The sequence below is a fragment of the Pedobacter duraquae genome, from assembly GCF_004362245.1.
In the GTDB taxonomy this organism is placed as follows: Bacteria; Bacteroidota; Bacteroidia; order Sphingobacteriales; family Sphingobacteriaceae; genus Pedobacter; species Pedobacter duraquae.
In genome coordinates this window covers 96,212-116,823 of record NZ_SNWM01000005.1, presented here as the reverse complement: position 1 = coordinate 116,823, position 20,612 = coordinate 96,212, and the positions used below count along the sequence as shown (strand labels likewise).

Sequence of the window (20,612 nt, the reverse complement as noted above, 5' to 3'; positions counted from 1 at the left end):
CTTCTTCAATAATTCCTGTTTCTTGTGTGATTAATTAAAGGCACAAAAGTACGCGCCTATATGTTTACTAAACGAATTTTTTTAAACTCTGATACAAAATGCATCCGCTATATCGATTTTTCTAAAAAAATTAAGTATGTTAGTCTTTTTTTAACGCCATAAAAACCAAATACCCTATCACATTTGTAAACAGAGATGTTGGAACAAAAGAAATCTATCAATAAAGGCGATCGCAATAAAATATTCTTTTTAACGATTGCAATTGTCGCCCTGCTGGGAAGCAATGCGTATCTCTATCTTAAGGACAAGCACGAAAACGAACGCTTCGTTACGGCCAATACGGAAAAAGACCGCCTGGAACTAGAGGTTGAAAAAATAGAAGTTGAACTTGATAAAGTCAATGCACTTAATGTAACCCTCAGCAGCAAGTTGATCAAAGAACAAGAACTTGCCAGAGTTAAGATAGCGGAACTTAAAGCCGACCTGCAAAAAGAAAAGCTTACCCGTGGCGATCTTGAAGCCGCTCAGAACGAGATTAAGGAGCTTAAAGAATTTGTTAAAAACCATAATGACGAAGTCGCCAGACTCGACAAAGAGAATAGCAACCTCAAAATAGAACGTGATAGCCTGATCCAATCTGTAAAAGCTAGCAAGGACAGGGCAGACAAACTAGCGCAGAGCAATAATGAGCTCAACGCAAAGGTTAAAACCAGTGCTGCGTTGAAGGCTTCAAACATTAGTCTTCAAGCCTTCAAAGTTAAAAATAGCGGCAAGAATGTGGAAGTGAATAGTGCCGGATCAACTAAGAAACTGGTCGTTAACTTCTCTATCGTCCCGAATCCGCTCGCTGCTAAAGATTATCATAAAATCTATATGCGCGTTTTTGACCCCGCAGGAAACCTTTTAGCTAACGAAAGCGATATGTTTGAAGCAGACGGTCAGGAAATGCAATATAGCGATATGATCACTATTTCCTTCAATGATGATAACACTGCCTACACTATGCAGTGGGTAAACCCAAAGGAGTTTGTAAAAGGAACTTATACCGTTATTCTCTATGCAGATGGGTATACTATGGGCAAAACAGGAATTACGTTAAAGTAGCCTTACACCAACGGGAAGCTAAGATAGAACGTTGTTCCTACATCCTGTACAGATTTGAAAGAAACGCTGCCTCCGGCGTTCTCTATGGCTTGCTTAACAAAGGCCAGACCTAATCCTGTTCCTGACGACTTAGTAGTAAAGTTCGGTACAAAGATATTATCATGCAAGCTCTCATCTATTCCACGCCCATTGTCAGTAATCTCTACATGAACGTGCTCAGCATCATTCAGAATTCTGATGGCTATTACGCTTAGTACCCCTTCATCCACTGCCTCTGTAGCATTCTTGAACAGGTTATTAAAGGTCCGTAGGAGTTGATCCTTATCACCAAGCACTTCGATATCCCGATCTACCAAACCGTCGATTGTAATCTCGCCCGAATTGATATACACATTGCGGCTTTGCTCAATAATAGGCAGCAGTTTAATCTTTTCAAACTTGGCATCGGGCATCTTTGCGAAATTGGAGAATGCAGAGGCTATATTTGCCAGACTATCTATTTGTTCGATAAAGGACTTGTTAAACTTATCAAATTTCTTATCGAAATTAGGATCCTGCTCCTTCCAGGATTTCTCCAGCAGCTGTACACCAAGTTTTAACGGCGTTAGCGGGTTTTTGATTTCATGAGCTACCTGCTTGGCCATCTCCCGCCAGGCATGCTCCCGTTCAGAACGTGCGAGCTTCAGTGCGCTTTCTTCCAGTGCGGCAATCATTTTATTGTATTCCTTAATCAGGGAGCCGATCTCATCGTGGCGCGACCACTGTATTGGCTGATTTTTCTGTCCAAGCTTAGTCTTCCTGATGCTTTCCTGAATAAACGTAAGTGGACTGGTAATCTGGTTGGCTAAAAATACTGCCAGGATACCTATACCTACAAACACAAGCGCATAGATGTTGATCAACGTATTAACGAAGAGGTTGATCTTAGCCTGATAATCGGTCTCATTACCATAATAGGGCAAACCAATATAGGCCACAGTTTCATTACGGGAATTTCTTATCGGTGCATAAGCCGCCGAATAGGTAAAATCCCCTATACGCTCCGCGGGATTCACATATTCCGATCGCTGCAATTGATGCAGATAGATATATGCCCTTGATCCCATTTTATTACCAATAATCCCATATTCGTATAACTTCGGCAAGGATGTAAAGAGCAGGTTCCCTTTAACATCAAACAGATTCAGGTAAGCCGCATTTACATCCGCAAACTGATTGAATGTCACGATACTCTGCTCTGTCACTGCAGGAACTCCGGTGTTAAAGATCTGTTTCTCATAAGACAGCTGTACTTTACGTACTTTATCCCGCATAAATTCATTCTGTTGCTGTTTGTATTCCTCACTGATGTAGAAATAGGTAGTCCAGCCCACAATTAATAATGTGGCAACCACAGACAGGACAATGGAGAACTGGATCCTTGTTTTATAAAGAATTTTGTTAGCGTTAATAATCAGTGATCTATTGATATTGAACCAGCCACCCCAAGTCTCGTCAATATTCTTGACCGTCCAAATCAGCATATATAAAATCACTGCAAAAAGGATGAATACCAGGAAGAAGAAAGACAATGTTGCTAACCGCATTACATAGCCTACTTTTTCCTTACTGATTACAATCAGCTTAGAGCTACTCGGCATGTATACCAAATGGTTAAAATTATCATCGCTAAAATAAACCGGCGTCTCTATATCTCCCTTAAAATCAATATTTGAGAGCTTGTAAGTAAATTTACCGAACTGCTTGATTAGTTTTCCGCTGTTGTAAAAAGCGAAAGAGTAGCTACTGTAATCCTCATCACTTTTAATTTTGCCATCCATCAGCACATCTGGAAACTGACTGTTATAATTGTATTGTTGCGATTTCAATTCAATGATCAACGTACCGGTAAGTGCTCTGTTTTTAAATACAGGGATAATTCCAAAATAATTCTGATAACCAAAAGTATCGTTCAGCCTGTAAAAATAATTGGAGACCTTAACAGAACCAGAACGCACCAAAGTCTTATAATAAGCAAGCTTCCCCTTCTCATCTGTACTATCGGCAATGCCGAACGGATAGGCATACAGGTTAAACTCAAACTTGGATAAATAGCCATCCAGATAGTTTTTACCAATGTAGTTTTCCAGCAAGACATGTTTTACGCCTATTCCGGATTTGAAGTAGTTGGGTATTGAAGTATCGTTGATGATTCCATTCTCAACCCCTTCAATTGCGCTTACAACCTTAGGATCGTCTGCAGATTGCAATTCCTGAGCTATAGTATATCGGTAATTGCGCTCTTTAATATCATTGTACTTTAGATATTTGATAGACGAGATGAAAGCAAGGCAAAAGAATATCAACACGTAGATATATACATGAAATTTATGTTCCTGCAGATAAATGTTCCAGCTTACAATAAAGATAAATAGTGAATAGGCAATAAAGAATACTGTAAACTCAATACTAAGGCGATAACCAACATAACATCCAAAGGTGAACAGAAATATCGCTAACCGCTCCCGGTTGGTAACCTTAAGCTGCAGTGTGAGGCTCAGCAATATCACAGCAAACAAATACGTGTTAAACCAGACCAGGCACAGTATGATGATACTGATCCAGCTAATCCAGCCCAGATTCACAATATTGGTAATATCAAAGTTGATCTTAGAGTTATTAATCAACCCGAAGAAAATATCATCAAACAAAAAGCCCAGGCTCGCAAAGCAGGCCAGGCAGAAAAGATGAAAAATAATGCCACTGATTTTACTGCGCGTTAACCACCGCGGAAGTCTGTATTTATCTTTATGGGTATAAATAAAAAGTACCACCCAGGTACTCGCCATTACGTTCAGCAGGAAGTCGCCAAGAGAAGGCAGCAGAAAACTCTCCGCGTATACCTTCGGGTCAAAAACATCCAGATTAAACTGATGGTTAAACCAGCCGAAATGAAGGTCAGACAAGCGCACAGCAACAAAGAAAAGCGTTATTAATCCCGTTCCCCACGCCAGTTTCCCGCGCTGCACCAACCAGGAACAAAAGCCGTTAAAAAAAAGGCAAAAGCTAAAAAGACCTACTATCCACAGCCAGACCTCAACCTTTGCGTAAATGCTCGTTACGTAATTGGGCGAAAGCTTCACCTCAAACAGCAGCTTTCCCGTAAGGTCTTTGATAACAACTACGTCTGTATCTGAGAAATTAGCCAATGTAAGCGCCCTGGCAGGAGATAACGAAACGTTGATCTCATTTTTCAGGTACTTATTCTCAATATTATATTGGTTTTTTACGGCTATTAGAAAGACCACGGAGTAGTTGTCCCTCGTTTTCCTGATTACTTCATACCAGCCGTTTGCGAATTGCAGAAAAGAACTTCCTTCACGTAGGGCCGACAGCCGCGAAGGGAAAGTCCGGAATCCACTCCAGAACCGAAGTTCCTGATCTTCATAAACCAGAAGATAAATACCATTATCTCTATAAGCGTCGATGAATGCGAGCGCCTGACTGTCGCTAGCATGAAAATGTTTAGCCTTGTCAAACTCGGCATCATTGGCGAGGAAATTCCTTGCCAGTCGCTCTTTGGCCGATAGGTTCTCCTGCAACATTGAAGCCTCATGTGCCAGGAGATCTTTCTTGGTAATGGCATGCTTTAAGGAAATTGCCGTAGCTATACAGCAGACCGCAAGGATCAGTAACAGAAATCTTATTTTACCACCAATACTCATACTGATCTAACCATATATGTAAACTATTCCTTAAAGCATCTTTCGGAATTTATCCCGCAGAAGCCGTTTGAACAGCTCTGTTAACTTTTTTTACCAACCCCTGAAGTACATTTCCCGGGCCCACTTCAATAAACTCTGTGGCACCATCAGCAAGCATCTGTTCTACTGTTTGCGTCCACCTTACCGCACCTGTGAGCTGGGTAATCAGGTTTTGCTTAATCTGAGCAGGATCAGTATTTGGTCTTGGATCAACATTCTGATAGATCGGACAAACTGGCGAAAGGATGGTTGTTGCCTCAATGGCAGCCTGCAACTCAACTTTAGCAGGCTCCATAAGTGGTGAGTGAAAAGCACCACCCACATTCAGTTTCAATGCACGCTTGGCACCTGCGGCAGTTAATCTGCTGCACGCTTCATCAATACCCGGTATGCTGCCCGAAATAACAAGCTGACCTGGGCAATTGTAGTTCGCCGCTACAACAACCTCCTCTATCTCTGCACAAATTTTTTCCACCACATCGTCTGCAAGACCTAATATTGCGGCCATGGTTGATGGCTGCAACTCGCAGGCTTTCTGCATCGCATTCGCACGAGTAATCACTAACCTCAATCCATCTTCAAAGCTCAACGCTGACGCCGCTACGAGTGCCGAAAATTCCCCTAAAGAATGCCCTGCAACCATATCCGGTTTAAAATCTGCACCAAGAGATTTTGCTAAAATTACCGAGTGTAAAAAAATAGCTGGCTGGGTAACGTTGGTTTGCTTAAGCTCTTCCTCAGAGCCCGAGAACATGATATCGCTGATTCTGAATCCAATGATCTCATTAGCTTGTTCAAAAAGTTCTGCTCCCGCCTTTTGTGTGTACAGGCCTTGACCCATGCCCGAAAACTGGGCCCCCTGACCTGGAAATATATATGCTTTCATGTATTAAAATAATGTTAGTGTAAACTGGCCGTAATTAGTCTTAAAAATTCTGCCCTGGTTGTATCTTTTGCAAACTGTCCGGTAAACGCAGAGGTAGTAGTTACTGAGTTTTGTTTCTGAACCCCGCGCATAGACATGCAAAGGTGTCTGCATTCAATAACAACAGCAACGCCGGCAGGATTTAAAGTCTCCTGTATGCAATCACGGATCTCATTTGTTAAACGCTCCTGAACCTGTAAACGTCTGGCAAAAGCATCAACCACGCGTGGAATTTTGCTGAGGCCAACGATGTGTCCGTTCGGGATATAGGCAATATGGGCCTTTCCAAAAAATGGTAACATGTGGTGTTCACACATCGAGTATACCTCAATATCCTTAACAACTACCATCTGACTGTAATCCTCCTTAAACATTGCAGAACGCAAGATTTCATCAGGCTTGGTATCGTAACCATGTGTAAGATACTGCAGCGCCTTAGCAACACGCTCTGGCGTCTTGAGTAATCCCTCGCGCTCGGGATCTTCACCAATCTGTACTAAAATATCTTTATAATGTGCAGCAATAGCCCCGATCTTTTCCTGGTTATAACGGTCGATCTTGATATATCCTTCGTTTTCTTCTTCTGTAAAATCCTGTGTGTGTTTGTCCATTGTGTTTTAATTATCCGAAATACTCTACAGAGTTATTTTCGGTTTCGAAGATTTTGATCGCATGAAGGATCGCACCCTCCTGTTCAATAAGTGGGAAAAGTATATTCCAGATGGCAATAGCCAGATTTTCTGTTGATGCCAGGATGCCTTCCATAAAATCAACATCAAGGTTAAGATTCCTATGATCGATCTTATCTACTACATTGACGTTAATAATTTCTTTCAACCATTTTAAGTCTATCAGAAAGCCGGTTTCAGGGTTTACTTCTCCCTTAACGGTTACGTATAACTGATAGTTATGCCCATGCCAGTTTGGGTTGGCACACTTTCCATATACTTCATTATTCTTATCCTGAGACCAATCTGGACGGGATAATTTATGAGCAGCATTGAAAGATTCTTTACGGGTTATATAAATCATTTTTTAAGAATTGACTACAAATATACGCAGAAAGGTCAAAGTAGAAAGTTTAAAGGCAAAAGGAAAGGTATGCTGCAAAATCTATTTTATCTTAGCATCATGAAAACACTTGTTGTTGCTGCCACACATGCCGAGCTGCACAGGCTGTTCGCGCATTTCGAACTTCCTGAAGAAAACTTCATTCAAACTCCTGTTTTCGATATCGTTATAACTGGCGTTGGTATGACTGCAACAGCATTTTCCCTGGGTAGAACGCTGAACAACAGTTATGATCTAATCTTAAACCTCGGTATTGCAGGCTGCTTTGACTACAGTGTACCACTGGGGCAGTTGGTTCATGTAACTACGGAAACCTTCTCCGAACTTGGTGCTGAAGACCGGGACAGCTTTCTGCCTATTGCCGATTTAGGATTCGGAAAAAGCACCTATCAATCCGCAACACCTCCAATTACCCTTCCCGGCCATTTATTAACTGGCAGTGGTATAACGGTCAACACCGTTCATGGAAACATGGATAGTATCCGTCAGATTGAACAACGTTTCCATCCCCTTACAGAAAGTATGGAAGGTGCCGCAGTTTTTTATGCCGGCGAACAGCTCAACATTCCCGTTGTACAGATCCGCAGTATTTCCAATTATGTGGAAGCCCGCAACCGCGAGAGTTGGAAAATAGGCCTCGCAATCGCCAACCTGAATAGTTGGGCGATCGATTTTTTGACAAACGACTAACCTTTCACCTCTACAAATCTGCTACTTTTGACACATGAAATTAAGCCTTGGATTTTCTCCCTGCCCAAATGACACCTTTATTTTTGATGCCCTGATCCACCATAAGATCGATACTGAAGGACTAGACTTCGAAGTCTTCTTCGATGACGTGGAAACATTGAATCAGAAAGCGCTTAAGGCGCAGCTGGATATTTCCAAACTAAGTTTCCACGCTTTCGCCCATGTAGCCGAAAACTATGCATTACTCGATGCAGGGAGCGCACTGGGCTTTGGTGTTGGTCCCTTGCTGATTTGTAAAGATGAAAAGTTCCTTCAACCAGGTACGCTAAATAATACCTCCCTTAAAGTAGCTATCCCAGGCAAATTGACCACCGCAAACTTCCTCCTTGGCATTGCATATCCTGAATTACAGAATAAGGTAGAAATGGTGTTTTCAGAGATCGAAGATGCGCTGATAGACGGCACGGTAGATGTCGGCTTGATTATTCACGAAAACAGGTTTACTTACGCTGATAAAGGATTGCATAAAATTGTTGACCTCGGTAACTTCTGGGAAAGTTTAACTGGATGCGCAATTCCCCTGGGCGGAATTGTAATCAATAGAAAGTTAAGTCAGGAAGTTCAGCAAAAGGTAAACAGGGTATTGAAGAAATCGGTGGCATACGCTTTTGCTAATCCGAAATCAGGAATCGATTTCATCAAAGAGCATGCTCAGGCTATGGATGAAGCGGTAATGTACAAACACATTGAATTGTATGTCAACAAATATTCTGTTGATCTGGGAACCGAAGGCAGAAAAGCGATCGATATACTTTTTGAAATGGCACAAGCTAAAGGGATCATCCCAAAGCTGACTGGAAATCTTTATGTAAATAATTATTGATTGCAGGGACCGTCAGGAATCTCTTTTGTCAGCTTAAGTAATTTGGTTACCACCATTGTGGAATCATAGTCTGCAGAAATCTTTAAGCTGTCAGATTTGATAAAGTGGCACTCAACCTCGATATATACCGGTTCATAGGGTTTCTCAAAATGGAGGTTACTATAAGCAAGTTCTAATGTCTTGGCACTATCGGCAACCCAGTATTCACGGCCTTCCTCACAGTCTGTAAAAGAATGCACCTCGGGTCCAAAACTGTATAGTCCTTTAATCACGCGCGTAGTGTCATGTTCTGCAGTGCCAGACTTACGGTCACAGGCTGCAATAGCAATGGCGATAACAAATAAGAAGGCTATATTTTTAAGGATTCTCATAATTATAGATCTTGATTTATGTGATTAATCTTTTTCACACTCAACCTTGCTGACAAAGCTGATGCCACAAAAGAAAATATACATACGGTAATAAACACCAACAGGAAATCTGTCCATTTAAACGCTATAGGATAGGCATTTGGCAGCCTGATGTCCTGTGTCATTTTGACCCATCCATATTTTTGCTGCCCTAGGCAGAATAAAAAGCCTACAGCCAGACCGAGCACACAGCCAGCCATGGTAATCATCATGCCTTCCAACAAGAATATGCGCTTTATAAACGTTTTTCCCGCGCCCAGGCTCCGTAAAATTGCAATATCCTTTAGCTTATCCAACACAAGCATTGTTAAGGACCCTATGATGTTAAAGATAGCAATAATGACAATAAATGTCAGGATTATATATACAGCCCATTTCTCTGTTCCGAGGATGTTATAAAGGATCTGGTTTTGCTCGATTCTGTTCTTTACATAAAACTGATCACCAAGCTTTTCTTCTAAAACCGCTTTAAAATCATCGGCGTCAAGCCCCTTATTCAGGTTGATCTCAATAGAAGAAACTTCCTTGGGTTCGTCTAAAAGCTTCCTGGCAAAATCCAAGGGAACAATGGTAAGGTTGTCAAAATCCTGCTGAACCTCAAAAACTCCAGCCACAGGAATAGTTTTCATGGTCAGGTCCTGCCCTGGAATAATGGAGCCCTTTCCCAGGTCTTTCTTTGGTGAAAAGATCTGCAAAGGAACAAAAGGATCGTTCACGTTGACATATAAGTAACTCTGGATGGCAGAACCTATGACAGCCTGACTGCCATTCTTATTATGGAGGATAAATTTCCCTAGCACTGTGATTGTATCCAGGCTTTTATTTCTAAGATAATTATCACTCACTCCTTTCACCATACTCACACTTTGCCTGTTATTGTACACAAGCAGTGCGTTTTCCATCAATACCTCTGTATAGGAATAAATACGCTTGTCCTTTTTCAATTGCTGAAAATAGGGCAACCCAGGATCGAAGGTCTTTCCTTTAACTGGCGCAATTACGATTTGTGGGGTAATGGTATTGAACATCTTCAGCACCATCTCCCCGAAGCCATTAAATACTGTCAGAATGATGATCAGCGCGGCACTGCCCACCAATACCCCAACCATAGATATCGTGGAAATGATATTGATAGCGTTGGTCGACTTCTTGGCGAAAAGGTACCTTTTGGCGATATAAAAGGGGGTATTCAATAGCTTATGTCAAAAATGGATTGTGCTGTTTTTCGAAACCGATCGTAGTCGATGGCCCATGACCAGGGAACACTTTGGTATCGTCTGGAAGTATAAACAAGTTTTCACGAATACTGTTCAGTAATTGCTGATGATTTCCACCAGGTAGGTCTGTTCTGCCTATACTGTTATAAAAAAGCACATCGCCACCAATCAGGAAACCATCGGCCTCAGCATAAAAACACAGGTGCGCCGGAGAATGTCCGGGTGCAAAAATCAGATCAAGGATACTGTTACCAAAGGATACCTGCCCGCTTTCGCCCAGAAAAACTTCAGGCTCTGGCGACAACTCATAGTTCATTCCCATCTGCGGAGCATAGCCAGGGATAGCCTGCAGGATTGGCAATTCGCCACGATTGAACTGTGGCTTTAATCCCCAGTTATCAAATACAAACTTATTTCCTAAAACATGGTCTATATGACAGTGCGTATTTAGCAACAATACCGGCGTTAAACCAGCACTTTTAATAAAACTCACAAATTCATTTTGTTCGTTGCCGTCATACATCCCCGGATCAATAATCACACAAGACCCGCTTTCGTCAAAAAGAACGTATGTATTTTCACGGTAAGGATTAAAGGCAAACTGCTTAATATTGATCATTAGATAAAAATTAATTTTTCCACTTAAAGGAACTGATCATGACATCGATGTCCTTCTTTATAAATTTAACTACAGGCGCGATAGAATCCGCCTGTGGCCGCTCATTAAAATACAGCGCTCCCCTAAAATAATTGTGTACACTGTCGGTTAAGAAAAACTGTACAGAAGAGGCCGTATTACCTTCTATAGCATAATACACGCCATAAACCTTTTTGTCTGGATAATTGATCAGTTTTTGATCTATCGCATTTGCCTTAACAGTATGTTTAAAAGCCAGCTCACGTGCGTACTCAACAAGTTTAGTAAATTCTGCGCCGGAATGGACGGGGTGATAAGTCAAGTGCAACCGACCGTTAAACTGACCAAAGTTAAGGTTGTTCCAGCATGGTTGTGCGCCACGGTCCCTGTCTGGCTGCATCTGCGCATATACTGGATAGTCGAATGTAAAAGGACAGCCTCCTGTATAAGCCTGATACTTCTTTTCTGGAAATTCGATATTAAAATATCCCCTCGGTTTAGGTGTTGCCACCTCTCCCGTACAGGAAGTCAGCAGACAAGAAACTAAGCCTACGTAAATGAGCAATTTTATTTTCATATCAGGAATTCCAAATTTCCCAGGACTTCTCAGCCTGAAGCGTCAGCATCTCTAATCCGTTCTTCGTCTGGGCACCCTGTAGCCGTGCTCGCCTCAGAAAAACGGTTTCCTCAGGATTGTAAATCAGATCATATGCCAGATGTTCAGGCGTAAGATACGCATAAGGTATTTCAGGACAGGCATCAATATCGGGAAAAGTTCCCAATGGAGTGGTGTTAATCAGGATGGTATACTCAGCGAGCAATTCCCCGGTTAAATCATCGTAGCCTATGGAACCTTCCTGTTTTTTCCGTACCACAGACAAAAATGGAATATCCAGTTGACCCAAAACATATTTCACCGCTTGTGCAGCTCCGCCGTCTCCAAAAATTAATGCTTTGGTATGGTGGGATTTCAAGAAAGGTTTCAAGGAAGCTTCAAAACCGTAAGCATCGGTATTAAACCCTTTGATGGTCTTAGTTTCCCGGTTTATTTTTAAGCAGTTTACTGCACCAATGGCGGCCGCCGCCGGATCCAGATCCGTAACGTATTTTAATACACCAATTTTATATGGAATGGTAACATTCAACCCTTTGAGATTATGATGCTCATGCAATATTTGCTCGAGCATACCAATGTTCTCAAGCGAAAACAACTCATACGACACGCCTTCAACACCTTCATGCTCGAACTTTTCTGTAAAATATTTCTTCGAAAACGAATGTGTGAGCGGATAACCGATCAGGCCAAATGTACGTGCCATCAGCATGACTATTTCGTTAGGTTCAGGAAGTAATCAAAAGTATCCCCTCTTAAACCTAAACGGATAGTTTCCAAAGGAATGACCTCTGCGGGAGCAATATTGCCGAGGTTAACATTGGTTCCGATCAGCTTGATAAACCAAACCTGTTGTTCTTTCTGAGGAGCTTCCCAAATGATCGTTTCCTGCGGAATCTGAGTCAGGATTTCATCAACCAACCCCTCCCTAACCTCGCCAGAACCTCTATAGATACCTACGTTTCCACCTTCTCTGGCTTCAGCGATTACTTTCCATGATCCTGCTTCAATTTCAGCATTCATGAGTTTGATCCACTTGTATGGGGCAAAAATCTTCGTCGCATCTTTAGAACCCACCTCAGAAATTACAGTAACCTGCCCGGCTAGTTTACGGATAAACTCACATTTATCTTCATGCTCAATCTCGATAGAGCCGTCAGAAACTTCGGCATATTCCATACCGAACTGATCAAGCACCCTACGGTAGTCATCAAACTGGTTCCGCACAATAAATGCTTCAAAAAGTGTCCCGCCAAAATAGACAGGAATGCCCGCATCACGGTATATTGCTAGTTTTTCTTTTAGCTTCGGGGTTACAAAAGATGTAGCCCAACCTAATTTAACGATATCAGTATGTACACCGGCGACATCAATAAAGTCTTCCACTTGTCGTAAGCTCAAGCCTTTATCCATAACCATGGTAATGCCTTTCTGACGTGGTTTTTCCGGACGTTCAGGAATATTATTTAATGGGTAATTCATATATGCTGCAAAGGTGAAAAAAAAATCAGACTGTTTCGATGAAGTTTATATTAAAACAGTGCTTAAACTATTTTATAAACTTATGGATGACATCAAGGATCAATCTATTATCACTCAATTGCGGAAGATACTCAAATAAAATGTAGTGCTTCTCTGGATCTGTCACCAAGGCTGTTTCCAGATAGATTAGCGCCTCATTGTGCTGACCCAGTGCAAAAAGATAGGCAACCATTCTGTAGTACAGCTCTGCTGCATCCGGATTGTTCTTGATCGCCTCGGAGATTGTTTCCGATGCTTCCAGTAATCTTCCCTGCTCGTACAAAACGGTGGAATAATCAAGCCATGCCTCCACATCTACAGGATTGTATTCCAACACCTTTTCATACGCAGCAACCGATTCCTCTATCTGACCCAGCTTGTAATAGGCATCTGCCATAGCGAACCAGAAATCAGGATTCTCTCCATCCAGATCAATCGCTTTTCTGTAAAAATGTAAAGACTCAAAGAAACGTTCTTCAAAGTTTAAGGTAACTCCTATTCCGAACCAGGCATCAGCCATCTTTACATCCATCTTTACAGATTTTTTGTAGTAAGATCGTGCTTCATCCATCTGCTCAAGCTTCTCATAACACTCTCCGATTGCGCAATACGTATCAGCATTAGGCGGTTCATATTCAAAAGTCTCTTTATAAACTTCTATAGCCTCAGCAAAACGATCAAGCTGCACCAACGCATTTCCTTTATTATAATAGGCAGATGCAAAGTTATCCTTAATCAGAATCGCATAGTCGTAGGCATCGATAGCCTTTTCAAAAAGATCCAGTTTATGGTAGGAATTAGCCAGGTTATACCATGCCGCATATGAATACGGATCGTTGTCGATGTATTCCTGATAAAACTTAATGCTTTCTTCCTGCTTGTCCAGAATATCGTAACAAAAAGCCAGTTCATATAAACCGTCCTTATTTTCCATATTCAGTTCAAGGCTTCGCTTGATATATACGATTGCACTCTCGTAATCAAGCATGTTCTGATATACATAAGCAATATGCAGTAAAATTTCATCTGTAGTTTCTGCAGTCTCCAGAGCCTTCTGGAAATTATCCAGGGCCTCGTGATAGCGCTCAAGACTGTTATAAATATTTCCGCGAAGTACATAGATCTCAGACTCCGAAGCTTCCAGCATCTCTGCTTTCTCCAGGGCTACAAATGCTTTATCCAACTGATCGGTAATGAAAAATAATTGTGCTTGCTTAATTAAAAATACAGCTGCGTATGGATGCTGGTTTAAGGCGTATTCTATTACTTGAAGTGCCTTTACCGGGTCACTCTTCTCAATATAATAATCGATAATGTTCTCAAAAGCCCCTGCGTCAAAAAAGTACTGATCCTGATTCCTCAACATCTCCTCGTAACGCTCAACAGATCGCTGGGCGTCGTCACTAAAATCAAAAAAAAATTCTTCTTCCATGTAAAAATAATTAAAGAACAGATCCACTATCTTAATAACACATTATAAGTTTACGTTATTTATAGATAATCAAAGTAAATAATTTTCCACATTCACACATTGTGGCGGATAATTATCTGATTATAACAGCGGTAAATTAAGATCATAATAGGTGCTGTCCAGAATTATAATACAAAGAAACGCAACTTAGTTTAATAAAGCGTAAAATTCAGGTCAAGAAAGCGAAGTATCGATTTCTGCACATACAGATTATTTTTTGTTGATTTGTATAAACACATGAGCATCATGAACAACACCATACAATCTGTTTTAAAAAACCTGGGCATCCAGGATATTAATCCGTCATGGAGTACCGGAAGCCAATGGGGGCCTATAGCAGATCACCCTGCATTAACAAGCTTCTCTCCGGTAGACGGCGCTAAGATAGCCGACATCCATGCTGCCGATACTGAGCAATATGAAAGCGTACTAAAGACCGCTTCTGCGGCAGCGTTGGTCTGGAAAAAAGTTCCTGCACCTAAAAGAGGCGATATTGTTCGGCAACTCGGCGACGCCTTGCGTGCGAAGAAAAATGACCTTGGAACACTCGTTTCTTATGAGATGGGCAAGAGCTTACAGGAGGGATTTGGTGAAGTGCAGGAAATGATTGACATCTGCGACTTCGCTGTTGGTCAATCCAGACAGCTGTATGGGTTAACAATGCACTCCGAGCGTCCTCAACATCGGATGTATGAACAATGGCATCCATTGGGCATTGTGGGCATTATCTCCGCATTCAATTTCCCTGTAGCAGTATGGAGTTGGAATGCCGCGCTTGCGCTGGTAGCAGGTAATGTATGTGTATGGAAACCATCTTCTAAGACTCCCCTATGCGCTATAGCCTGTCAGCATATCCTCGCAGAAGTACTGAAGGCTAACGACCTGCCCGAAGGAATCAGCTCGCTTCTCATTGGTAATGCTGTTGGCGATCAGATGAACAACGATAAACGTATTGCACTGGTCTCCTTTACAGGATCTACGCGGATTGGGCGCATTGTATCTGCAGCTGTTGCCACTCGCTTTGGACGTAGCATACTGGAATTGGGTGGTAACAACGCGATCATTGTTTCTAAGGACGCCGACCTTGACATGTCTATCATTGGAGCCGTGTTTGGTGCCGTAGGAACCGCTGGTCAACGCTGTACCTCTACCCGCCGACTCATTATTCATGAAGCGGTATACGATGCATTTAAGGAGAAACTTGTTAAAGCTTACGGCCAACTCAGGATTGGCGATCCATTGGATCAAAACAACCATGTTGGCCCACTTATCGATAAAGGAGCCGTTCAAGATTATTTAAATGCAATTGAAAAGGGCAAAGCTGAAGGCGCAAACTTCATTGTTGAAGGGGGTGTGCTTAGCGGTGACACTTATGAATCCGGATGTTATGTTAAACCATGTATCGCGGAAGTAGAAAACCATTACGAGATTGTACAGGAAGAAACCTTTGCTCCGATATTGTACCTCATTAAATACAAAACCATCGATGAAGCTATAGCATTGCAAAATGGCGTTCCTCAGGGACTCTCTTCAGCTATCATGACACTGAACCTTCGCGAAGCGGAGCTTTTCCTTTCCGCTAATGGCTCTGATTGCGGCATTGCCAATGTCAACATCGGCACCTCAGGTGCCGAGATTGGTGGCGCCTTTGGTGGTGAGAAAGAAACAGGCGGCGGTCGTGAGAGCGGTTCTGATGCCTGGAAGGGCTATATGCGCCGACAAACAAATACCATCAATTACTCCGATACACTTCCCCTGGCGCAGGGAATCAAATTCGATCTATAACAAAAAATGCCGGTACGATTTAACGTACCGGCATTTTTTTTGATTGAGATGACTACCGTTTGATCATCACAAAATCAGCAACTTCAAATTTATTCGATGCGGGTAATACAATGGCAACTTTAGATGGAACGCTGGTCAGCGCAGTATCTTGTGCGCTGAATCCTGTCATGGCCAGCTTAGCCAGGTCGCCCAACAATACTGTATGGTTATCTGCTGTTCCGCATAATTTTAAGCTCGCCTGGTCAGTTACCGAAGTATAAAGACTCACAGTATTTGCTGTCACATCCGCCGAAGCGTGATCGTGCAATGTTACATCCAGGTTTACCAATTGGAATTTTCCTGCAGTCTTAATGCTAGAGCTGTTAAATGCTTCAACTGCACTCAGGTTGTTGACATGCACAACAACAGCTAAAGTTTCTTTCTCAAAAGAACTGATCCTGAGCACACCATCCTGCATCTGTACCAATGCATTTTTACCATAGTAATTGTCGTAAACCTTTACACTTTCTTTAGCGTCTTGCACTAACGTTAGTTTCACGTTGCCGCTTACGATAATCTTGTTGATATTTTTGACTGCAGAGAGCGAAGTCATGTATGTTTTTACAGTTGCTGCCTGAGCAGATTCTACATTAACAAGGATGCTGCATCCCATAAGTAGCGCGATCAGAGTTTTAATAGAGGTTTTCATATTTTTGATTTTTAAGATTTGATAATCAGTTATTTGTATTTTGTTATTGTTTGTAGATAAGACGACAACACACGTAAAAAGTTGCAGTCGGCTTTCCTGATTTAGACCATACAAAGGTTATTCTCGACCAACGTGCTGTATCTTTCGACCAATCCACATAAAAAAAAGGTCATAAATGCGAGTTATTTTTGATGGCACCTCAAATTGGTGTATGTTTAAAGATTTTATAAGCCTCTTGTTTTTATTTCTAGCTCATGCTCCGTGTCGATAACTCTAAACCCTGCAAAATTGTATATGCCTTATGTAAACATGAGTACCTCGGTTATTTGATTGAACCACACATTGTACAAATGAATCCCCAGGGCGATTTCTCGCTCACCTACCAGCGCCTCTTCAGCCATACCGCTGTGGAGTTCGCAAAACACCTCAGCGAAACAGATCTTAAGATGATTAAAATCCTGGATGAGACTGAGCAGGATGCCATTATCAAAAAATATTACAAAAAGCCAGTCAGGGCATTCGAATTCTTTGGCAAGATCTTCGACGATAAATTTTACGACAGCGTAAGACCCAAAGTTGAGAAAAAGCTCGCCGAGGTATTGGCAAATCCCCACGTGAGGGCATCTCTGTACCTGATGGACAAAGACGGATGGCCTGCAGAGCGTAAAATCGAAATTGCTACGGAGCCTGCAACCATTCTCTTCCATTTCAGAAGAAACGAAGTGGAAACACGCTATTTCCCTACCATCAAATATCAGGGAATACGAATTGATTTTATGTTTAAGGAGGCGCAACTGATCAGCAATCAACCAGCATGGCTGCTGCTCGACGATACCCTATATTTCTTTGAACAGGAGATCGAAGGCAAAAAGCTCCAGCCCTTTCTTAATAAAAGGCTTATCACCATACCGAAATCCACCGAAGGCGCTTACTTCGAGAAATTCGTAGCTCCGCTGATCGAGAAATACCACGTCTACGCTGAAGGCTTCGAGATCAAGACAGAACAGTATAGCCCTGAGCCTGTTCTCAAAGTAATTTACATAGAGGGCGGCATATCGCAACTGCAACTGTACTTTAATTATGGAGCATATGCTTTTGCCATGGGGAATGGACAGAAGGTTACGGTGCGGATCACAAAGACTGGCGATGACTATGTCTTCAATAGAATAAAACGCAATACAGACTGGGAAAAAGCCAAATTTAGCGAACTCACCAAACTCGGACTAAAAAAAGTGAGTCCGCTGTTCTTTAACCTCGAACTGGCAAATCATGATGAGGCAGATATTTCTTACGGCATCATCAATTGGGTAAATGAGCATATTACCGAGCTTAAGGAAAAAGGCTTCGCTATTGAACAGGCTGCAGGCACTAAAAAATTCCTATTTGCGACCAACCACATCAACTTCGAAATCAGTGAAGACAATGATTGGTTTGATATCAATGCCGTTGTCTACTTTGGCACTTTCCCAATTCCTTTTCTATCCTTAAAACAACATATACTCCATAAAAAAAGAGAATTTGCATTGCCTGATGGTTCTATTGCCATCATCCCCGAAAAATGGTTTTCCCAATACGGCAGCCTATTTAACTTTTCTGATGGATCTTCAACTTTAAAGCTAAAGAAACACCATATCGGCCTGATCAACGAGCTCGCCGAAGATGGCATCGCCCATGTAACGCTGAACCGTAAGCTACAGAAGCTATCCGATTTTGAGGATATCGCCGAAGCTGAGATGCCTGTACATTTTAAAGGCCAACTTAGAAGTTATCAGAAAGCAGGGTATAATTGGTTTGGCTTTTTAAGAGAATACAATTTTGGCGGATGTCTGGCGGATGATATGGGTTTGGGTAAAACCATACAGACCTTGGCCATGCTCCAAAAACTTAAAGAAGAAGATCAGCAGGCAGGAACTAAAAGCACATCGTTAATTATCATGCCCACCTCACTGATTTACAACTGGCTTAGTGAGGCTAAGAAGTTTACCCCACAACTTAAAATACATGCACATACCGGTGGCACAAGAAATAAGGATGTAAGCCACTTCATCAACTATGATATCATCATCACAACGTATGGCATCACACGTATTGATGCAGATCTATTGAAGAACTTTTTTTTCAATTATATTATCCTTGACGAAAGCCAGAACATCAAGAACCCTTCTTCAAAATCCTTTAAATCCGTACGTTCACTCAAATCCCGGCACCGGCTAATTCTGAGCGGTACGCCAGTAGAAAATTCTGTTGGCGATCTATGGACACAACTGACCTTCCTTAATCCTGGCTTGCTCGGCACACAGGCATTCTTTAACGAAGAATATGTGCAGGCAATTGAAAAGCGTAAAGATGAAGAAAAAGCACGTAAGCTGCAGGCCATTATCAAACCCTTTGTTTTACGTCGTACAAAGGAGCAGGTAGCAGAAGAACTCCCTCCAAAAACAGAGCAGATTCTGTATTGCGATATGAGCGAAGACCAGGCTGCTTACTATGAAAAAACTAAATCTGCTTATAGAAATGACCTGCTGAGTAGCATGGATGACGGCACGTACAAGAAAAAACATGTGCAGCTGCTCCAGGGATTAACGGCCCTCAGACAGCTTGCCAATCACCCGGCAATGATTGATGACGAATATCAATCGGACTCCGGTAAATTTGAAAACGTAATCCATACGTTGGACAATGTGCTCAAAGGCGGCCATAAAGTATTGATCTTTTCACAGTTTGTTAAACATCTAAATATATTCAGAAATCAGTTTGAAGCAGATGGTACACCCTATGCCTATTTGGATGGCGCCACCAAAAACCGCGGTGAAATTGTGGCCGATTTCCAGCAAAATGATGCTTTAAAGGTCTTCCTGATTTCTATTAAAGCCGGTGGTGTAGGGCTCAATCTCACTCAGGCCGACTACGTCTTTATCCTTGATCCTTGGTGGAACCCAGCCGTAGAGCAACAGGCAATTGACAGAAGTCATAGAATCGGACAGGTAAAAAAAGTCTTTATTTATAAATTCATAGCCAAAGACACCGTAGAAGAGAAAATTCTCGCCCTGCAAAACAGAAAGAAACGGCTGGCAAGCTCACTGATCACAACCGAAGAAAGTTTCTTTAAATCGCTTAGTAAGGAAGATATTCAGGAAATCCTGAATTAGTCTGCAGGCTGAAGTATCGACAGGTATTGCTCACGCGGAATCATTTCAGCACCCAGGCTCATCAGATGGGGGTTTGGCAGCTGACAGTCGATCAATGTAAATCCCTTCTGACTGCATAAGGTGATAAATGCAGCTTTTGAGGCATTGCTAACCAGACTGAACATGCTTTCGCCACAAAAAACAGTGCCGATAATCAACCCATAAAGTCCGCCAACAAGCTTCCCATCCTGCCAAACTTCTACACTATGTGCAATGCCTTGTTTATGCAGCTCGATATAGGCTTCCTGCATCGCTGTCGTTATCCAGGTTCCATCCTGTCCCTTGCGATCGGCAGTAGCGCAGTTCCTGATTACTTCTTCAAAAACCGTATTACTCGTTAGCTTAAAAATATTGTCTTTCAGAACTTTGGCCATACTTTTGCTGATCGTAACCTTACCTGGGAAGACTACGCATCGTTCGTGTGGAGAAAACCATTGGATGGGGTCATCCTCATTAAACCAGGGAAATATACCATCGGCATACGCCAGACGCAGTCTCGCTGCACTTAGGTCGCCGCCAATGGCTAAAAGCCCATCTGGCTCCGCCAAAGCAGGATTAGGGAAGCTGATTTCATTTTCTGATAATTCAAAAACCATAATGCAATAATACAAACTATAACAAAGAATAAACCATTTCGTTATTATACAGTCCAATAGGACTTAAAGA

At 42.0% G+C, this 20,612-nt stretch carries 18 protein-coding genes; 5 read left to right on the top strand and 13 right to left on the bottom strand.

Going from position 1 to position 20,612, the window contains the following annotated elements:
* The first annotated feature begins 195 nt into the window (after nucleotides 1-195).
* Nucleotides 196-1,104: a hypothetical protein gene (locus CLV32_RS18400; RefSeq protein ID WP_133558282.1), complete on the top strand. Its 909-nt coding sequence runs from the start codon at nucleotides 196-198 to the stop codon at nucleotides 1,102-1,104.
* 2 nt (nucleotides 1,105-1,106) lie between these two features.
* On the opposite strand, the gene CLV32_RS18395 is transcribed toward CLV32_RS18400, so the two are convergent.
* From CLV32_RS18395 to CLV32_RS18380, 4 genes are read right to left on the bottom strand one after another with little or no spacing between them, the layout of a single operon-like run.
* Complete coding sequence (locus tag CLV32_RS18395) at nucleotides 1,107-4,808, bottom strand: sensor histidine kinase (RefSeq protein WP_243732354.1); 3,702 nt, start codon at nucleotides 4,806-4,808, stop codon at nucleotides 1,107-1,109.
* Nucleotides 4,809-4,857: 49 nt separating this feature from the next.
* Nucleotides 4,858-5,733, bottom strand: coding sequence for an ACP S-malonyltransferase (gene fabD, locus CLV32_RS18390; protein ID WP_133558280.1), 876 nt, complete (start codon nucleotides 5,731-5,733; stop codon nucleotides 4,858-4,860).
* Between the two features lie 14 nt (nucleotides 5,734-5,747).
* Complete coding sequence (gene folE / locus CLV32_RS18385) at nucleotides 5,748-6,383, bottom strand: GTP cyclohydrolase I FolE (RefSeq protein WP_133558278.1); 636 nt, start codon at nucleotides 6,381-6,383, stop codon at nucleotides 5,748-5,750.
* Between the two features lie 10 nt (nucleotides 6,384-6,393).
* On the bottom strand, nucleotides 6,394-6,804 hold the full coding sequence (locus CLV32_RS18380; protein WP_133558276.1) for a 6-pyruvoyl trahydropterin synthase family protein: 411 nt from the start codon (nucleotides 6,802-6,804) through the stop codon (nucleotides 6,394-6,396).
* Nucleotides 6,805-6,903: 99 nt separating this feature from the next.
* Between CLV32_RS18380 and mqnB the strand changes: the two genes are divergently transcribed.
* Nucleotides 6,904-7,533 carry a futalosine hydrolase gene (gene mqnB / locus CLV32_RS18375; protein ID WP_133558274.1) on the top strand — a complete coding sequence of 210 codons (630 nt, stop codon included), beginning with the start codon at nucleotides 6,904-6,906 and terminating at the stop codon, nucleotides 7,531-7,533.
* Between the two features lie 34 nt (nucleotides 7,534-7,567).
* Complete coding sequence (locus tag CLV32_RS18370; protein WP_133558272.1) at nucleotides 7,568-8,416, top strand: menaquinone biosynthesis family protein; 849 nt, start codon at nucleotides 7,568-7,570, stop codon at nucleotides 8,414-8,416.
* On the opposite strand, the gene CLV32_RS18365 is transcribed toward CLV32_RS18370, so the two are convergent.
* From CLV32_RS18365 to CLV32_RS18335, 7 genes are all read right to left on the bottom strand, one after another.
* Nucleotides 8,410-8,787: a hypothetical protein gene (locus CLV32_RS18365; RefSeq protein ID WP_133558270.1), complete on the bottom strand. Its 378-nt coding sequence runs from the start codon at nucleotides 8,785-8,787 to the stop codon at nucleotides 8,410-8,412. The genes CLV32_RS18370 and CLV32_RS18365 overlap by 7 nt on opposite strands.
* 2 nt (nucleotides 8,788-8,789) lie before the next feature.
* Complete coding sequence (locus tag CLV32_RS18360; RefSeq protein ID WP_133558268.1) at nucleotides 8,790-10,019, bottom strand: ABC transporter permease; 1,230 nt, start codon at nucleotides 10,017-10,019, stop codon at nucleotides 8,790-8,792.
* A 4-nt stretch (nucleotides 10,020-10,023) separates the two neighbouring features.
* The gene (locus CLV32_RS18355; RefSeq protein WP_133558266.1) at nucleotides 10,024-10,662 is read right to left on the bottom strand and encodes an MBL fold metallo-hydrolase; all 639 of its coding nucleotides are present in this window, start codon (nucleotides 10,660-10,662) and stop codon (nucleotides 10,024-10,026) included.
* Between the two features lie 10 nt (nucleotides 10,663-10,672).
* Nucleotides 10,673-11,257, bottom strand: a complete 585-nt coding sequence (gene gldD, locus CLV32_RS18350) for a gliding motility lipoprotein GldD (RefSeq protein ID WP_133558264.1) — start codon at nucleotides 11,255-11,257, stop codon at nucleotides 10,673-10,675.
* Nucleotide 11,258: 1 nt separating this feature from the next.
* Nucleotides 11,259-11,999, bottom strand: a complete 741-nt coding sequence (locus CLV32_RS18345) for a shikimate dehydrogenase family protein (RefSeq protein WP_133558262.1) — start codon at nucleotides 11,997-11,999, stop codon at nucleotides 11,259-11,261.
* Between the two features lie 8 nt (nucleotides 12,000-12,007).
* Nucleotides 12,008-12,775, bottom strand: coding sequence for a phosphosulfolactate synthase (locus tag CLV32_RS18340; protein ID WP_133558260.1), 768 nt, complete (start codon nucleotides 12,773-12,775; stop codon nucleotides 12,008-12,010).
* A gap of 67 nt (nucleotides 12,776-12,842) precedes the next feature.
* The gene (locus CLV32_RS18335; protein ID WP_133558258.1) at nucleotides 12,843-14,246 is read right to left on the bottom strand and encodes a tetratricopeptide repeat protein; all 1,404 of its coding nucleotides are present in this window, start codon (nucleotides 14,244-14,246) and stop codon (nucleotides 12,843-12,845) included.
* 285 nt (nucleotides 14,247-14,531) lie between these two features.
* Between CLV32_RS18335 and amaB the strand changes: the two genes are divergently transcribed.
* Nucleotides 14,532-16,070: an L-piperidine-6-carboxylate dehydrogenase gene (gene amaB / locus CLV32_RS18330; protein WP_133558256.1), complete on the top strand. Its 1,539-nt coding sequence runs from the start codon at nucleotides 14,532-14,534 to the stop codon at nucleotides 16,068-16,070.
* Nucleotides 16,071-16,122: 52 nt separating this feature from the next.
* On the opposite strand, the gene CLV32_RS18325 is transcribed toward amaB, so the two are convergent.
* The gene (locus CLV32_RS18325; RefSeq protein ID WP_133558254.1) at nucleotides 16,123-16,758 is read right to left on the bottom strand and encodes a GIN domain-containing protein; all 636 of its coding nucleotides are present in this window, start codon (nucleotides 16,756-16,758) and stop codon (nucleotides 16,123-16,125) included.
* Nucleotides 16,759-17,012: 254 nt separating this feature from the next.
* Between CLV32_RS18325 and CLV32_RS18320 the strand changes: the two genes are divergently transcribed.
* Nucleotides 17,013-19,907 (top strand): DEAD/DEAH box helicase, encoded by a 2,895-nt coding sequence (locus CLV32_RS18320; protein WP_133558252.1) that lies wholly within the window; start codon nucleotides 17,013-17,015, stop codon nucleotides 19,905-19,907.
* On the opposite strand, the gene aat is transcribed toward CLV32_RS18320, so the two are convergent.
* Complete coding sequence (gene aat, locus CLV32_RS18315; RefSeq protein ID WP_133558251.1) at nucleotides 19,904-20,542, bottom strand: leucyl/phenylalanyl-tRNA--protein transferase; 639 nt, start codon at nucleotides 20,540-20,542, stop codon at nucleotides 19,904-19,906. The genes CLV32_RS18320 and aat overlap by 4 nt on opposite strands.
* Nucleotides 20,543-20,612 lie beyond the last annotated feature (70 nt).

Bases quoted from the DNA above. Each gene is read 5' to 3' on its own strand.
- CLV32_RS18400 (WP_133558282.1), top strand. From the start codon at position 196: ATGTTGGAACAAAAGAAATCTATCAATAAAGGCGATCGCAATAAAATA.
- CLV32_RS18395 (WP_243732354.1), bottom strand. From the start codon at position 4,808: ATGAGTATTGGTGGTAAAATAAGATTTCTGTTACTGATCCTTGCGGTC.
- fabD (WP_133558280.1), bottom strand. From the start codon at position 5,733: ATGAAAGCATATATATTTCCAGGTCAGGGGGCCCAGTTTTCGGGCATG.
- folE (WP_133558278.1), bottom strand. From the start codon at position 6,383: ATGGACAAACACACACAGGATTTTACAGAAGAAGAAAACGAAGGATAT.
- CLV32_RS18380 (WP_133558276.1), bottom strand. From the start codon at position 6,804: ATGATTTATATAACCCGTAAAGAATCTTTCAATGCTGCTCATAAATTA.
- mqnB (WP_133558274.1), top strand. From the start codon at position 6,904: ATGAAAACACTTGTTGTTGCTGCCACACATGCCGAGCTGCACAGGCTG.
- CLV32_RS18370 (WP_133558272.1), top strand. From the start codon at position 7,568: ATGAAATTAAGCCTTGGATTTTCTCCCTGCCCAAATGACACCTTTATT.
- CLV32_RS18365 (WP_133558270.1), bottom strand. From the start codon at position 8,787: ATGAGAATCCTTAAAAATATAGCCTTCTTATTTGTTATCGCCATTGCT.
- CLV32_RS18355 (WP_133558266.1), bottom strand. From the start codon at position 10,662: ATGATCAATATTAAGCAGTTTGCCTTTAATCCTTACCGTGAAAATACA.
- gldD (WP_133558264.1), bottom strand. From the start codon at position 11,257: ATGAAAATAAAATTGCTCATTTACGTAGGCTTAGTTTCTTGTCTGCTG.
- CLV32_RS18345 (WP_133558262.1), bottom strand. From the start codon at position 11,999: ATGGCACGTACATTTGGCCTGATCGGTTATCCGCTCACACATTCGTTT.
- CLV32_RS18340 (WP_133558260.1), bottom strand. From the start codon at position 12,775: ATGAATTACCCATTAAATAATATTCCTGAACGTCCGGAAAAACCACGT.
- CLV32_RS18335 (WP_133558258.1), bottom strand. From the start codon at position 14,246: ATGGAAGAAGAATTTTTTTTTGATTTTAGTGACGACGCCCAGCGATCT.
- amaB (WP_133558256.1), top strand. From the start codon at position 14,532: ATGAACAACACCATACAATCTGTTTTAAAAAACCTGGGCATCCAGGAT.
- CLV32_RS18325 (WP_133558254.1), bottom strand. From the start codon at position 16,758: ATGAAAACCTCTATTAAAACTCTGATCGCGCTACTTATGGGATGCAGC.
- CLV32_RS18320 (WP_133558252.1), top strand. From the start codon at position 17,013: ATGCTCCGTGTCGATAACTCTAAACCCTGCAAAATTGTATATGCCTTA.
- aat (WP_133558251.1), bottom strand. From the start codon at position 20,542: ATGGTTTTTGAATTATCAGAAAATGAAATCAGCTTCCCTAATCCTGCT.